Origin of the sequence: Cyanobium sp. Cruz-8D1, assembly GCF_024345975.1 — a bacterium.
In the GTDB taxonomy this organism is placed as follows: domain Bacteria; phylum Cyanobacteriota; class Cyanobacteriia; order PCC-6307; family Cyanobiaceae; genus Cyanobium.
The window spans coordinates 62,117-74,998 of sequence record NZ_JAGQCD010000012.1 but is presented as its reverse complement, the minus strand read 5'-3'; the positions used below and the strand labels follow the sequence as shown (position 1 = coordinate 74,998).

Genomic DNA, 12,882 nt, shown 5'->3' with positions numbered 1-12,882 from the left:
TAATCTCGGTGCTCATGTTGACGCTGGGAGATCTCTGCAAGAATCTTTACCTCAAGAGGATGTTGTGTGCCTCTTGTCGTGATCGATCGTCCCTGAAGTGATCAGCCAGGGGACAACGGCCAGAGCACCACGCGGATGGCGACCCGTGCCCGTTCCCTGTCGCTTGAAATCCTCAGATCGTTCCGAGATGTGGGGACTGGAGCAGGTTGCTGAGCTGTGCGGGAAGGTCGCTGCTGGCCCGGGAGTTATCGATCACCGCATTGGCCAGGGCCCGTTTGTTTGCTAGTGGCCACTGGGCGCGCATGCGGGCGGCGGCTTCCCCAGCATCGAGTCCGTCGCGAGCCATCAGGCGTCGGAGCTGCTCGGCCTCGTCGCAATCCACCAGCCACACTTCACTGCAGAGGGTTTCCAGTCCCGCCTCAAACAGCAGCGGGATCATCAGGACAACGGCGGGCAGCTCCTGGAGCCGTTCCAGCTCGATGGCGAAACGGGCCCGTACCTGGGGGTGCACCAGCCCCTCCAGCCAGGCCCGCTCGGCCGCATCGGCGAACACGATCCGCCCGAGGGCGGCCCGATCCAGGCTCGGGTCTGCAGTCCCGGGCGTCCGCACCCGTTCGCCGTAGCGCGCCAGCACCGCCTTCGCTCCGGGGCTGCCGGGGGCGAGGGCCTCGCGGGCGAAGTGGTCCGCATCCAGCACCGGCAGGCCGAAGCGCCTCTCCAGCAGGGTCGCCACCGTGCTTTTGCCGCTGGCGATGCCGCCGGTGAGGCCGATGCGCCGCTGGTGGAGAGGGGTGTCTTGATCAATGGCGAGCGTTGGGTCAGGCTCGGAGTCGCCGCGCACCCCGTCCCCGTGACCCCTTCCTGGCAGCCCATCTCCGGTGGCATCACCGCGCCCAGGGGCTTCCTGGCCGCGGGCCTCACAGCCGGACTGAAACCCTCCGGAAAGCCCGATCTGTGCCTGTTGCTGGCGCCGGAGGGGGCTGTCTGCGCCGGCAGCTTCACCACCAACCGGGTGCGGGCCGCCTGCGTCGACCTCTGTGCCGAGCGGCTGGCCGCCACAGGCGGCAGGGCCAGGGCCGTTCTCACCAACTCCGGCCAGGCCAATGCCTGCACCGGCGAGCGGGGCCGCAGCGACAGCCTGCAGGCCACGGCCGCCCTGGCGAAGCGGCTGGGCCTGCCTGAGGAGCAGCTGCTGATCTGCTCCACCGGGGTGATCGGTGTGCCGATCCCGATGCAGCCGCTTCTGGCCTGCCTCGGACCACTGGTGGCGGCCCTCTCTGCCGAAGGCGGTGCCGCTGCGGCCGGGGCGATCCTCACCACGGATCTGGTCGACAAGCAGATGGCCCTGGAGGCCGAGCTGGGTGGGCGGTTGGTGCGGATCGGCGGCATGGCCAAGGGGTCCGGAATGATTCACCCCTCGATGGCCACCTTGCTGGCCTACCTCAGCTGCGATGCCGGCGTACCGGCGGAGCTGTGGCAGGCGATGGTGCAGCGGGCGGTGGAGCGCTCGTTCAATGCGATCACCGTCGACGGGGACACCAGCACCAACGACACCTTTCTGGCCTTCGCGGCCGGAGACCCCCTGGACCAGGAACACCATGCAGCCCTGGAGGAAGGCCTCACGGCCGTGGCCCAGCATCTGGCCAGGGCCGTGGCCCGCGACGGCGAAGGGGCCACCTGCCTGGTCGCCGTGGCCGTCGAGGGAGGTGCCGACGACGAGGCCGCCCGCCGCATCGCCCGCACCGTGGCCGGCTCCTCCCTGGTGAAGTGCGCCATCCATGGGCGCGACCCTAACTGGGGCCGGATTGTGGCCGCCGCCGGCCGGGCCGGGGTGGATTTTGATCCACAGGCCGTTGCCCTCTGGCTGGGGGAGCACCAGCTGATGGCGGCGGGCCAGCCCCTGGCCTTCGATCGTCCGGCGGCCTCCGCCTACCTGAAGGCCCGGGCCGCGGGCTCCTATCTCGACGACGACACTGTGGCGATCCGGCTGCGGGTCGGGGAGGGCCCGGGCCGCGGCATCGCCTGGGGCTGTGACCTCTCGGATCAGTACGTGCGCATCAACGCCGACTACACCACCTGAGGCGACCGGCCCCAGCGAATGGGTGCCGCGGCCGCGGCTGGGCAAGATGGCAGCGATTGCGCTGACGTCGATGGTCACGGCCAGGCCCTCTTCCCCTCTCCGCGGCCCCCGTGCCCGCGCCGGATCCCGTTCTGGCTGGGACTGGCGGGTGTGGTGGATCGTCGGGCTCTGCTTCGGGCTCGGCTACGGCGCCAGCCTCCGCCTGCTGAGTCTGGGCGGTGAGGAGGAACGGGGCAACCGCCAGCGCTTCGATGTCCAGGCTGCCCCCGGCACGACGCTGGAATCCCTGCGCCAGCGCTTCGGTGGCGACGCCCGTGAGATCCGCGGAGATCTGGACCTGCTTGAGCTGGAACAGCAGCAGAAACAGGAGGAGGCCGACCTCGAGGAGCGGCGGCGTGGCATGGAGCAGCGGGAGGCGCAGGAGCGCCAACGGCTGCTCGAGCCGACCGAGACTCCCATCGAAGCCGACCAGCCGGCAGCACCCGGGGCCGCCGATGCCGAGCCCCCAGCCGCTCCCGCCCTGCCGCCGCCACGGATGCCGCCAGCCCGCGAGCGGGAGGCTTCCGGCCCCGCGCCGATGGCCCCGCCTCCCCTGAGCGCTCCGCCGGCTCCCGGAAACCAGCCCTGATCTGCCACAGTTCGGTGAACCCTCCGGCCTTGTCATGAGCGCGCCGCAGTCCCTCGCCATGGCGGCCATGAACCGCCTGGCCGCCCGCCTGGGCAGCGGCCTGGCCGATGCGGCCGCCACCCTGGCGGTTCTCGCCCAGGAGGCGCCTGCGAGGGTGCAGCAGGAACTCAGCCTGTTCTGGGAAGAGGTGGCGATGGAAGCTGAACGGATCGAGAACGACCGCAGTGCTCCGTCCACCTCCCGGGGGGGCTCGGCTGAGGATCCCCAGGAACGGATCGATGCCGTGCGGGCGAAGGTGGCTGAACTGTCCAGGCGCCTCGATCAGCTTCCTGTGGCCTCCCCCGATGGTCCGCCGCGGTCTCAGGGGCAGGCCTGATGGCGGCCCCGTCCAGCCCCGGGAACCGGCTGTCCCGCCTGTGGCGTCCCCTGCGTATCTGGCGGCTTGTCGTCCAGTTGCTGGCTGGCCTGTGGTGGGATGGCCGTCCCTGGACCTACCCGGGGGGGCGCACTCCCGAACGCCAGGCTGCCCGCCAGCGGCGCCGTGCCCGCTGGCTCACGTCCCAGTTCCTGGAGCTCGGTTCCGCCTTCATCAAGCTGGGGCAGCTGCTGTCGGCCCGCCCCGATGTACTCCCCGCCGACGTGGTGGAGGAGCTGGCCCATTTGCAGGACCGGGTGCCGGCCTTCCCCTTCCCCGTGGTGGAGTCGCTGCTGGAGCAGGAGCTTGGTGAACGCCGGGCGGAGATCATCGATCTGGAGGTGGAGCCGCTCGGTTCGGCGAGCCTGGCGCAGGTGCATCGGGCCAGCCTGCGCAGCGGCCGCCAGGTGGTGTTCAAGGTGCAGCGGCCGGGGCTGGAGCGGCTGTTCCGGCTGGATCTGGAGGTGCTGCAGCAAGTGGCGGCCGTGGTGCAGCGCCATCCCCGCTGGGGTGCCGGCCGCGACTGGGTGGGCATCGCCAAGGAATGCCGGCGGGTGCTGCTGCGGGAACTGGATTTCCGCCTGGAGGCAGAACATGCCGCCCGCTTTCGCCAGCAGTTCCTGGACGATCCCGGCATTCGCATTCCAGCGGTGATCTGGGAACTCAGCTCCCGCCGGGTGCTGTGCCTCGACTATGTGCCCGGCATCAAGATCAACGACCGGGAGGCCCTTGTCCGCGCCGGCATTGATCCGGCGGCGGTGGCGGAAAAAGGTGCCGCCAGCTATCTGCAGCAGCTGGTCCGCTTCGGTTTTTTCCACGCCGATCCCCATCCGGGCAACCTGGCGGTCGCCGGGGATGGGTCGTTGATCTATTACGACTTCGGCATGATGGGCCAGATCTCCGAGCGGCTGCGCAGCCGGCTTGGGCGCATGGTGCGGGCGGCGGCGGCGCGGGATGCCTCAGCCCTGGTGGATGAACTGCAGCAGGCGGGGGTGATCGCCCAGGGCATCGACCCCGGGCCGGTGCGGCGCCTGGTGCGGGTGATGCTCACGGAGGCGCTGACACCACCGTTCAGCGCCAACGTTCTCGACAAGCTCTCGGGCGACCTCTATGAGCTGGTGTACGGCCAGCCGTTTCGCCTGCCCCCGGAGCTCATCTTTGTGATGCGGGCCCTGTCCACCTTCGAGGGGGTGGGCCGCAGTCTGGATCCGGGCTTTAGCCTGATCGCGATCGCCCGTCCCTACCTGTTGCCCCTCATGACCGCCAGCGGCAACGGCCCCAACGAATTGTTCAGCGAGCTCTCCCGCCAGGCGGCCGAAGTGGGCAGCCGGGCCTTCGGCATTCCGCGGCGCCTCGACGAGAGCCTGGCTCGCATCGAACAGGGGGATCTGCAGGTGCTGATCAGGGCAGGCGAAACCGATCGCCTGCTGCGTCGCCTGGCCCTGGCCCAGCAGAGCACTGCCCAGTCGTTTCTACTGGGGGCTCTGGCGGTGGCGGCGGCCCTGCTGGCGGCGAGCAGCCGCCCTGCCCTGGTGGCCGTGCCCCTGGTGCTGGGGCTGCCGGTGGGCCTCTCCTGGCTGAAGCTGCAATCAAGGCTCAAGCGCGATGGCCGCCTTGACCAGCTGCCCGGCGTCGTCGCACCGGCACGGCGAGAGTAGCGGGGGCGACCTCAGCCCCGGCCCCGTGGCCCCCGGTCTTCCACCCCGGCGTAGATCGCCTGGCTGCCCAGTTCGTCTTCGATGCGCAGCAGCTGGTTGTATTTGGCGACCCGATCGCTGCGGCTGAGCGAGCCGGTTTTGATCTGACCGGCGCGGGTGGCGACGGCCAGGTCGGCGATGGTGGTGTCCTCGGTTTCGCCGCTGCGGTGGCTGATCACACTGGTGTAGCCGGCGCGGCCAGCGAGATCGATGGCCTGAAGTGTCTCGGTGAGCGAGCCAATCTGGTTCACCTTGATCAGGATCGAATTGGCGATGCCCTGCTCGATCCCCTGCTGCAGGCGGGTGGTGTTGGTCACGAACAGGTCGTCACCCACCAGCTGCACCGTGCTGCCCAGGCGCTCGGTGAGCAGGCGCCAGCCCTCCCAGTCGTCCTCGGCCAGGCCATCCTCGATCGAGACGATCGGGAAGCGGGCCGCCAGGGCCGCCAGCTGGTCGACCATCTCGGCGCTGGTGTAGCTGCCGCCACCGAAGGCATAGCGCCCATCGGCATAGAACTCCGTGCTGGCCACGTCGAGGGCCAGGGAGATCTGGTCGCCGGGGCGGTAGCCGGCTTTCTCGATCGCCTGGATCAGCAGGTCACCGGCCGCTTCGTTGCCGTCCAAATCAGGGGCAAAGCCGCCCTCGTCGCCCACCGCCGTGGAGAGCCCCTGGTCCTTGAGCAGACCCTTGAGGGTGTGGAACACCTCGGCGCCCATGCGCAGGGCCTCGCGGAAGCTGCCGGCCCCGTGGGGCACCAGCATGAATTCCTGGAAGTCGAGGTTGTTGGAGGCGTGGGCGCCACCGTTGATGACGTTCATCAGCGGCACCGGCAACAGGGTGGCCATCGGGCCGCCCAGGTAGCGGTAGAGGGGCAGGCCCAGGGCCTTGGCGGCCGCGTGGGCGGTGGCCAGGCTCACCGCCAGGATGGCGTTGGCGCCGAGGGCCGACTTGTTGTCGCTGCCGTCGAGCTCGTTCATGGCCTCGTCCACGGCGCCCTGGTCGAGGGCACTCAGGCCGCAAAGGGCCGGGGCAATGCGCTCCTCGATGTTCTCCACCGCCTTGGTGACCCCCTTGCCGAAGTAGGCCTTCTCGCCATCGCGCAGCTCGTGGGCCTCGTGGGCGCCAGTGCTGGCGCCGCTGGGCACGATGGCGCGGCCGCTGGCGCCCCCTTCGAGATACACCTCCGCTTCCACCGTGGGGGTGCCCCGGGAGTCGAGCACCTCGCGGGCGACGATGGAGTCGATGACGAGGTCGAGGGAGTCGTACACAGGCAGTGTGCTGGTGGCCGAATCCTATGGGGACTCCCCCGCCCCTGCCTGTGTTCCCTGCGCCACCCCCCGGCAATGCCCCGCGAATAGCCCGGGCCCACGGCCCCCTGGTCAGAATGGCCCCAGCTGGTCCAGCGACGATGCGACTGCTTCACACCATGCTCAGGGTGGGCGATCTGGAGCGCTCCCTGCGCTTCTACATCGAGGTGCTCGGCATGAGGCTGCTGCGCCGCATGGACTATCCCGGTGGCTCCTACACCCTCGCCTTCGTGGGCTACGGCGACGAGAGGGACACCACCGTGCTGGAACTCACCCATAACTGGGGCACCGAGACCTACGAACTCGGCACCGGCTTCGGCCATCTGGCCATCGGCGTCGATGACATCTACGCCACCTGTGCGGCCATCGCCGCCAAGGGCGGCCGGGTGGTGCGCGAACCCGGGCCGAAGCAGCACGGCACCAGTGTGATCGCCTTTGTGGAAGATCCTGACGGCTACAAGGTGGAACTGATCCAGACGCCGTCCCGGTCCGATGTGCCCTGATTCCGGCCTGCGCGACGACCGGGGGCCGGCGGGCGCCCCCGCCAGCCTCACCAGCGATCCCGACCGCTTCAGTGACGCCGCCTGGGATCTGCTGATCGCCTCCCAGGAGCAGGCGAGACGCTGGCGCCACGGCGCCATGGACGTGGAGCACCTGCTGCTCACCCTGCTGCTGAACCGGCGTTTCGCGAGCTGGGTGGCGCCGCTGCCCCTCGACGAGGACCGGCTGCTCGACCGCCTGGAAAGCTTCTGTGCTGAGCAGTCCGGCGGTGACGGCGGCACGCTTTACATCGGCGATGCCCTGGAAGATCTGCTGGAGGAGGCCGATCGTCGCCGGGCGGCCTGGGGATCCCGGTTGCTGGACGTGCCCCATGTGCTGCTGGCCCTGCTGGTGGAACCCCGGATCGGGGCGTCCCTGCTGGTGGAGGAAGGGCTGAGCGAGGACCTGCTGCGGCGCCAATGGCGGCCGCTGCCGGCCGCTGCGGAGCCCCCCATGGCGACGCCCCCCGCAGCCACGCCACCCGTCGCGCTGCCCTCACCCGCGGCTCGGCCGCGGCCGCCGTCCACGCCTGACACCACCTTGTCCCTGCAGCGGGAGGAGGACCCCGAACCCGGTGCCCTGGCCCGCTACGGCCGTGATCTCACCGCCGCTGCCCGGGCCGGAGAACTCGATCCGGTGGTGGGACGGGATCCGGAGATCCGCCGGCTGATCCAGGTGCTCTCCCGCCGCAGCAAGAACAACCCCGTGCTGATCGGTGAGCCCGGCGTCGGCAAGACCGCCGTGGCTGAATCCCTGGCCCAGCGGATCGTGGCCGGTGAGGTGCCCGATGCGCTGCGGGGGCTGCGGCTGGTGGCCCTGGATCTGGGGGCCCTGATCGCCGGGGCCAAGTTCCGCGGCCAGTTTGAGGAGCGCCTGCGCAGCGTGCTGGCCGAGGTCCGTGACAACGATGGCGCTGGCGGCGCGGAGAGGGGTGCTGGTGGCGCGGAGAGGGGCGTTGGCCGGTCTGGCGGGGTGGTGCTGTTCATCGACGAGCTGCACACGGTGGTGGGCAGCGACCGCTCCGGCACCGATGCGGCCAGCATCCTCAAACCGGTGCTGGCCCGGGGCGACCTGCGCTGCATCGGCGCCACCACCCCCGAGGACTACCGGCGCAGCATCGAAAAGGACCCGGCCCTGGAGCGCCGTTTCCAGCAGGTGGTGATCCGTGAGCCCGACGGCGCCACCTGCCTCGAGATTCTGCGGGGGCTGAAGGAGCGCTACGAGCTCCACCACGGCGTCACCATCACCGATGGGGCGCTGGTGGCCGCTTCAAGGCTCGCGGCCCGCTACATCAGTGACCGCTGCCTGCCGGATTCGGCCATCGACCTGATCGACGAGGCCGCCGCCAACCTGCGCATGGAGGCCACCTCCAAGCCCCAGGTGGTGGAGGCGGCCGAGGCGGACCTGCGGCAGGTGGAGCTGGAGCTGCTGGCGGCTGAAGCGGCCCCCCTGGAGGAACGCCTGCAGCTGCAGGAGCAGCGGCGCTTCGCCCACGAGCAGCTCGAACGGCTGCAGCGCCGCTGGGCGGGCGAGCGGGAGCGCCTTGGGGAACTGCGCGAGCTCATGCACCAGGACGAGCACCTGCGCCACGCCATCGCCGAGGCGGAGCGGGACGGGGACCTGGAGGAGGCGGCCCGACTCCAGTACGACCAGCTGCACAAGGTGCAGCAGCGCCGCGCCGCCGTCGAGGCTGAACTGCAGAGCGATCCGATGCTGCGCGAGCAGGTGGAGGAGGGGGACATCGCCGATGTGGTGGCCCGCTCGACCGGCATCCCCGTGCAGCAGCTGCTGGCCGGGGAACGCCAGAAGCTGCTGGAGCTGGAGCAGCGGCTCGCCGGGCGGGTGATCGGCCAGCCGGAGGCGGTGGCGGCGGTGGCGGCCTCGATCCGCCGTTCCCGGGCCGGGATGCAGGCCCCCACCCGGCCGGTGGGGTCGTTCCTGTTCCTGGGGCCCACGGGCGTCGGCAAGACGGAACTGGCCAAGGCCCTGGCGGCGGCCCTGTTCGATGAGGAGGAGGCGCTGGTGCGGCTTGACATGAGCGAGTTCATGGAGCGCAACGCCGTCGCCCGCCTGGTGGGGGCCCCTCCCGGCTACGTGGGGTATGAGGAGGGGGGCCAGCTCACCGAGGCCGTGCGCCGCCGCCCCTATGCGGTGCTGCTGCTCGATGAGGTGGAAAAGGCCCACCCCGATGTGTTCAACCTGCTGCTGCAGGTGCTCGACGACGGCCGCCTCACCGATTCCCAGGGCCGCACGGTGGACTTCCGCCACACGGTGGTGATCATGACCAGCAACCTGGCCAGCCGGGCGATCCTGGAGCGGGCCCGCGCTGGCTCCACCCCCGACGGCGGCCGGGATCCCCACCCCTCGGAGGGGGAGCTGGCCCAGGAACGGGCCCTGGATCTGGCGGTGGAGGAGGCCCTGTCGCGCCAGTTCCGCCCGGAATTCCTCAACCGCATTGATGAGGTGATCCGTTTCCGGCCCCTGGCCCGCACCGATCTCGAGCGCATCGTGCGGCTGCAGCTGGCGGAGCTGGCGGCCCTGCTGCGGGAGCAGCACCTGGAGCTGGAACTGGACGAGGCCGTCGTGGTGGCCCTGGCCCAACAGGGCTACGAGCCGGAGTACGGCGCCCGTCCGCTGCGGCGGGTGCTGCGCCGGCGTGTCGAGAACCCCCTGGCCACCGAATTGCTGGAGGATCACTTCAGTGGGGCCAGGGGGGTGCGGCTGGAGCTCGCCGGCCCCGGGGAAGCGGGCTTTCGCTTCATTCCCCTGAAGGGGGCAGGGGAAGGACGTCCGGTAGGGTGATCGTTTGCCGATGTCTGCCGATAGAACGGCAGCCATCGGAATCCACGCCGTGGAACCCATCCCCCCCGCCACCACCACCACGAGCAGTCCCGACGGGCCCCTGGCCCAGAGGAACGACCTGTCCGCATCCGACGCTGGGCAGGACGGTCCTGGAGCTGAGAAGGAGACCCCCACCGGTTTCCTCGCGGTCACTGTCGCGGAGCTGCAAAAGGTTGTCTGGCCGAGCCGCCAGCAGCTGTTCAGCGAGTCGGTGGCGGTGATCCTGATGGTGAGTCTTTCGGCTGCGGCGATCGCCGCGATCGATCGCTTCTATCACTGGGGATCGGCCCAGATCTTCCGTTGATGACCCCTCCCCTGCCTGCCGTGCCCGAGACCGTGCCCGAGATCGAACCGGACGCCCCCGAGGTGCTCGAGCTTCCTGGCGAAGGCCAGGCCCTTGCCATCGAAGTTGCCAACGAGGGGGGCGAGCTTGTTGGGGAGGCTGGCGCCGAGGGTGGTGAAGCCGCCAAGCCCCAGGTGGCGCGCTGGTACGCGGTTCAGGTGGCTTCCAGCTGCGAGAAGAAGGTGAAGGCCACCCTCGAGCAGCGGGCCGTCACCCTGGGTGTCAGCAACCGGATCCTCGAGATCGAGATCCCCCAGACCCCTGGTGTCAAGCTGAAGAAGGACGGCAGCCGCCAGTCCATCGAGGAGAAGGTGTTCCCCGGCTATGTGCTGGTGCGCATGGTCCTCGATGAGGACACGATGATGGCGGTGCGCAGCACCCCCAACGTCATCAATTTCGTCGGCCAGGAGGAACGCCGCGCCACCGGCAAGGCCCGGGGCCACATCAGGCCCCGGCCCCTCAGCCGCCAGGAGGTCGATCGGATCTTCAAGCGCGCCGCCGAGAAGAAGCCCGTTCTCAAGGTCGACCTCACCGAGGGTGATCAGATCCTCGTCACGGCCGGTCCCTTCAAGGACTTCCAGGGCGAAGTGATCGAGGTCTCCGGGGAACGCAGCAAGCTGAAGGCCCTCCTGTCGATCTTCGGCAGGGAAACCCCGGTCGAGCTCGAGTTCTCCCAGATCAGCAAACAGAGCTGATCAGCGGCGGCCGCCTCCCTGCGGAGGGCGGCCCCGGGTGGTCCCTCACAGGGCCGCCACCCAGCCGGGCCGGCCACCGCCCCGGCCATCCGCAGTGCTCCCGCAAGGGAGTTCCGTCCCGCTCTCCCGCGAGGGAGTTCCGTCCCCTAGCCCAGACGATGGCCAAGAAAGTCGTAGCTGTGATCAAGCTGGCCCTCCAGGCCGGCAAAGCGAACCCCGCACCACCGGTGGGCCCTGCCCTCGGTCAACACGGGGTCAACATCATGGCGTTCTGCAAGGAGTACAACGCCCGCACCCAAGAGAAAGCCGGGTACGTGATCCCGGTGGAGATCTCGGTCTTTGAAGACCGCAGCTTCACCTTCATCACCAAGACCCCGCCCGCCTCGGTGCTGATCTCCAAGGCCGCCGGCATCGACAAAGGTGCCGCCACGTCCGCCAAGGGCGCGGTGGGTGCCATCAGCCGCGCCCAGCTCGAGGAGATCGCCAAGACCAAACTGCCCGACCTCAACTGCTCCAGCGTCGAGTCGGCCATGCGCATCATCGAAGGCACCGCCCGCAACATGGGCGTTGCCGTCAGCGACTGACCCTCTACGGGCGTCGTTCCAGTCCATTTCCATTCACTTACCTGGGGGAGATCGTCCACGGTCGTCCGCACCCCTTCCTGCCATGACAAAAATCTCCAAACGCTTCACGGCCCTCGCCGCCAAGGTCGAGGACCGCGCCTATGAACCGCTCGAGGCCATCGAGCTGGTCAAGGACACCGCCACCGCGCGCTTTGACGAGACGATCGAAGCCCATGTGCGCCTCGGCATCGATCCCAAGTACACCGACCAGCAGCTGCGCACCACCGTGGCGCTGCCCAACGGCACCGGCCAGTCCATACGCATCGCGGTGATCGCCCGGGGTGAGAAGGTGGCTGAAGCCAAGGCCGCCGGTGCCGACCTGGCCGGTGACGACGAGCTGGTCGACCAGATCGCCGGTGGCGCCATCGACTTCGATCTGCTGATCGCCACCCCCGACATGATGCCGAAGGTGGCCAAGCTCGGCCGGGTGCTCGGTCCCCGCGGCCTGATGCCGAACCCCAAGGCGGGCACGGTGACCACCGATCTGGCAGGTGCCATCAACGAGTTCAAGGCTGGCAAACTGGAGTTCCGGGCCGACCGGGCCGGGATTGTTCACGTGCGCTTCGGCAAGGCCAGTTTCACCAGCGCCAAGCTGCTGGAGAACCTCAAGGCCCTGCAGGAAACCATCGACCGCCACAAGCCCAGCGGAGCCAAAGGCCGCTACTGGAGGAGCCTGTATCTGGCCTCCACCATGGGCCCCTCGGTGCAGGTCGACTTCACCGCGCTCCAGGACATCAAGCAGGACAGCTGAGCTTTTGGGCGGTCGGCCTAAACAGCGTGCATCTCGATGGTATGTGGATGATGCCCTACTCCTGCTGAGAAACCTTCTGCGAGACGGGAAGGGGCACACGGCCCCGTGGGCGAGGCAGCATCGAAAAGATGCTTGTGCGGTTGTGCAGGGAATTTGCCTGGATCAAGGGGTCTTCGCTCTCCTGGGTGCTCAGCTGTTCCTTGTGGACTGCCTCCTCGCTGGATCGTGGGTGTCGTAGGCCTTTTGAGCCAGGGCGATACCCACCGCGGGGGGCATAGACCGTGACCTGGGCGTCATAGTCTCTCAGTCGGCCGGAAGATAGGTCTGTGATTCCTGTCTTCTGTCTCAACCGCAGGTCCTGGCAACGTCTTGCAGGCTCACACCAGTTGCACTAAAGCCTGTAAGGCTTCTTTGGAGCGCCATAGGCAAAGGAAGGATGGATCAGAGTGTTCGGCGCTGATGAGGAAGTCGCGGGCGCCTATGTGGTTTGACATCGGGTGGAGTTGCCTTTAACGCTGCACGCCACGCTGCAGCCGTAGATCGGAATGTCTTCCCCGGTGTGGCGGCTTTCGCTGAGTTGAGCGAGCTGGTTGAGCAGGTCTGCGTCTGTATCGCGGTGATTCCCGTGCCACCGTTTCAGCAGGGGCCCTCTCCTTCATGGGAGGGTGTGGTGCCCCACAAAGCCTTGGTTGGGTTTGTGGGGACTCACCGCGTTGATTGCATCGCCCAGTGTTGCCTGCGAATCGAGCCGCAGAACCTGGTGTCCACAGTCCTTCAGGGCCCCTAGACCATCTCCGTGGATGTGTCGGCGACCGTGACTGTCCAACGTGAAGCCCGGGCTTTCGAAGGACAGTTACTTGTACGCCAAGCATCAAGCATGGTGGTTTTCACGGATGCCGCGAATCCATAGGCGGGACCTGCTTTGGATGGACCGCGGTCATGCTCAATCAGCTCGGGAAGCT

At 68.7% G+C, this 12,882-nt stretch carries 12 protein-coding genes; 10 read left to right on the top strand and 2 right to left on the bottom strand.

Translation table 11 applies throughout. The features are described from left to right. Positions 1-172 precede the first annotated feature (172 nt). Positions 173-841, bottom strand: coding sequence for a dephospho-CoA kinase (coaE, locus tag KBZ33_RS09530; RefSeq protein ID WP_254952625.1), 669 nt, complete (start codon positions 839-841; stop codon positions 173-175). Positions 842-850: 9 nt separating this feature from the next. On the opposite strand from coaE, the gene argJ reads away from it, so the two are divergent. Genes argJ through KBZ33_RS09510 form a run of 4 tightly spaced genes read left to right on the top strand, consistent with a single transcriptional unit; the run spans position 851 to position 4,781 of the window. After that, positions 851-2,080: a bifunctional glutamate N-acetyltransferase/amino-acid acetyltransferase ArgJ gene (gene argJ, locus KBZ33_RS09525; protein WP_254952627.1), complete on the top strand. Its 1,230-nt coding sequence runs from the start codon at positions 851-853 to the stop codon at positions 2,078-2,080. Positions 2,081-2,126: 46 nt separating this feature from the next. Continuing rightward, positions 2,127-2,708: a hypothetical protein gene (locus tag KBZ33_RS09520; RefSeq protein ID WP_255011671.1), complete on the top strand. Its 582-nt coding sequence runs from the start codon at positions 2,127-2,129 to the stop codon at positions 2,706-2,708. 34 nt (positions 2,709-2,742) lie between these two features. Continuing rightward, positions 2,743-3,084: a hypothetical protein gene (locus tag KBZ33_RS09515; protein WP_254952629.1), complete on the top strand. Its 342-nt coding sequence runs from the start codon at positions 2,743-2,745 to the stop codon at positions 3,082-3,084. Then, positions 3,084-4,781: an AarF/ABC1/UbiB kinase family protein gene (locus KBZ33_RS09510; protein ID WP_254952631.1), complete on the top strand. Its 1,698-nt coding sequence runs from the start codon at positions 3,084-3,086 to the stop codon at positions 4,779-4,781. The genes KBZ33_RS09515 and KBZ33_RS09510 overlap by 1 nt, the downstream gene beginning before the upstream one ends. Positions 4,782-4,792: 11 nt before the next feature. On the opposite strand, the gene eno is transcribed toward KBZ33_RS09510, so the two are convergent. Next, positions 4,793-6,088 (bottom strand): phosphopyruvate hydratase, encoded by a 1,296-nt coding sequence (gene eno, locus KBZ33_RS09505; protein WP_254952632.1) that lies wholly within the window; start codon positions 6,086-6,088, stop codon positions 4,793-4,795. A 140-nt stretch (positions 6,089-6,228) separates the two neighbouring features. Here eno and gloA point away from each other — a divergent pair, with 140 nt between their 5' ends. From gloA to rplA, 6 genes are all read left to right on the top strand, one after another. After that, a complete protein-coding gene (gene gloA / locus KBZ33_RS09500) occupies positions 6,229-6,630 on the top strand; it encodes a lactoylglutathione lyase (RefSeq protein ID WP_254952633.1) in 402 nt (133 codons plus the stop codon). Beyond that, positions 6,620-9,469, top strand: coding sequence for an ATP-dependent Clp protease ATP-binding subunit (locus tag KBZ33_RS09495; RefSeq protein ID WP_254952634.1), 2,850 nt, complete (start codon positions 6,620-6,622; stop codon positions 9,467-9,469). Before gloA ends, KBZ33_RS09495 begins: the two co-directional genes overlap by 11 nt. A gap of 49 nt (positions 9,470-9,518) precedes the next feature. Further along, positions 9,519-9,812 (top strand): preprotein translocase subunit SecE, encoded by a 294-nt coding sequence (gene secE, locus KBZ33_RS09490; protein WP_396108277.1) that lies wholly within the window; start codon positions 9,519-9,521, stop codon positions 9,810-9,812. After that, a complete protein-coding gene (gene nusG / locus KBZ33_RS09485; RefSeq protein WP_254952635.1) occupies positions 9,812-10,546 on the top strand; it encodes a transcription termination/antitermination protein NusG in 735 nt (244 codons plus the stop codon). Before secE ends, nusG begins: the two co-directional genes overlap by 1 nt. Before the next feature lie 158 nt (positions 10,547-10,704). Beyond that, on the top strand, positions 10,705-11,130 hold the full coding sequence (gene rplK / locus KBZ33_RS09480) for a 50S ribosomal protein L11 (protein ID WP_254952637.1): 426 nt from the start codon (positions 10,705-10,707) through the stop codon (positions 11,128-11,130). 82 nt (positions 11,131-11,212) lie between these two features. After that, positions 11,213-11,920 carry a 50S ribosomal protein L1 gene (rplA, locus tag KBZ33_RS09475; protein WP_254952638.1) on the top strand — a complete coding sequence of 236 codons (708 nt, stop codon included), beginning with the start codon at positions 11,213-11,215 and terminating at the stop codon, positions 11,918-11,920. Positions 11,921-12,882: the final 962 nt, after the last annotated feature.

What these genes read in the sequence shown, in the direction of transcription:
- KBZ33_RS09520 (WP_255011671.1), top strand. Translation starts at nt 2,127, where the DNA reads ATGGCAGCGATTGCGCTGACGTCGATGGTCACGGCCAGGCCCTCTTCC.
- KBZ33_RS09515 (WP_254952629.1), top strand. Translation starts at nt 2,743, where the DNA reads ATGAGCGCGCCGCAGTCCCTCGCCATGGCGGCCATGAACCGCCTGGCC.
- KBZ33_RS09510 (WP_254952631.1), top strand. Translation starts at nt 3,084, where the DNA reads ATGGCGGCCCCGTCCAGCCCCGGGAACCGGCTGTCCCGCCTGTGGCGT.
- gloA (WP_254952633.1), top strand. Translation starts at nt 6,229, where the DNA reads ATGCGACTGCTTCACACCATGCTCAGGGTGGGCGATCTGGAGCGCTCC.
- KBZ33_RS09495 (WP_254952634.1), top strand. Translation starts at nt 6,620, where the DNA reads ATGTGCCCTGATTCCGGCCTGCGCGACGACCGGGGGCCGGCGGGCGCC.
- nusG (WP_254952635.1), top strand. Translation starts at nt 9,812, where the DNA reads ATGACCCCTCCCCTGCCTGCCGTGCCCGAGACCGTGCCCGAGATCGAA.
- rplK (WP_254952637.1), top strand. Translation starts at nt 10,705, where the DNA reads ATGGCCAAGAAAGTCGTAGCTGTGATCAAGCTGGCCCTCCAGGCCGGC.
- rplA (WP_254952638.1), top strand. Translation starts at nt 11,213, where the DNA reads ATGACAAAAATCTCCAAACGCTTCACGGCCCTCGCCGCCAAGGTCGAG.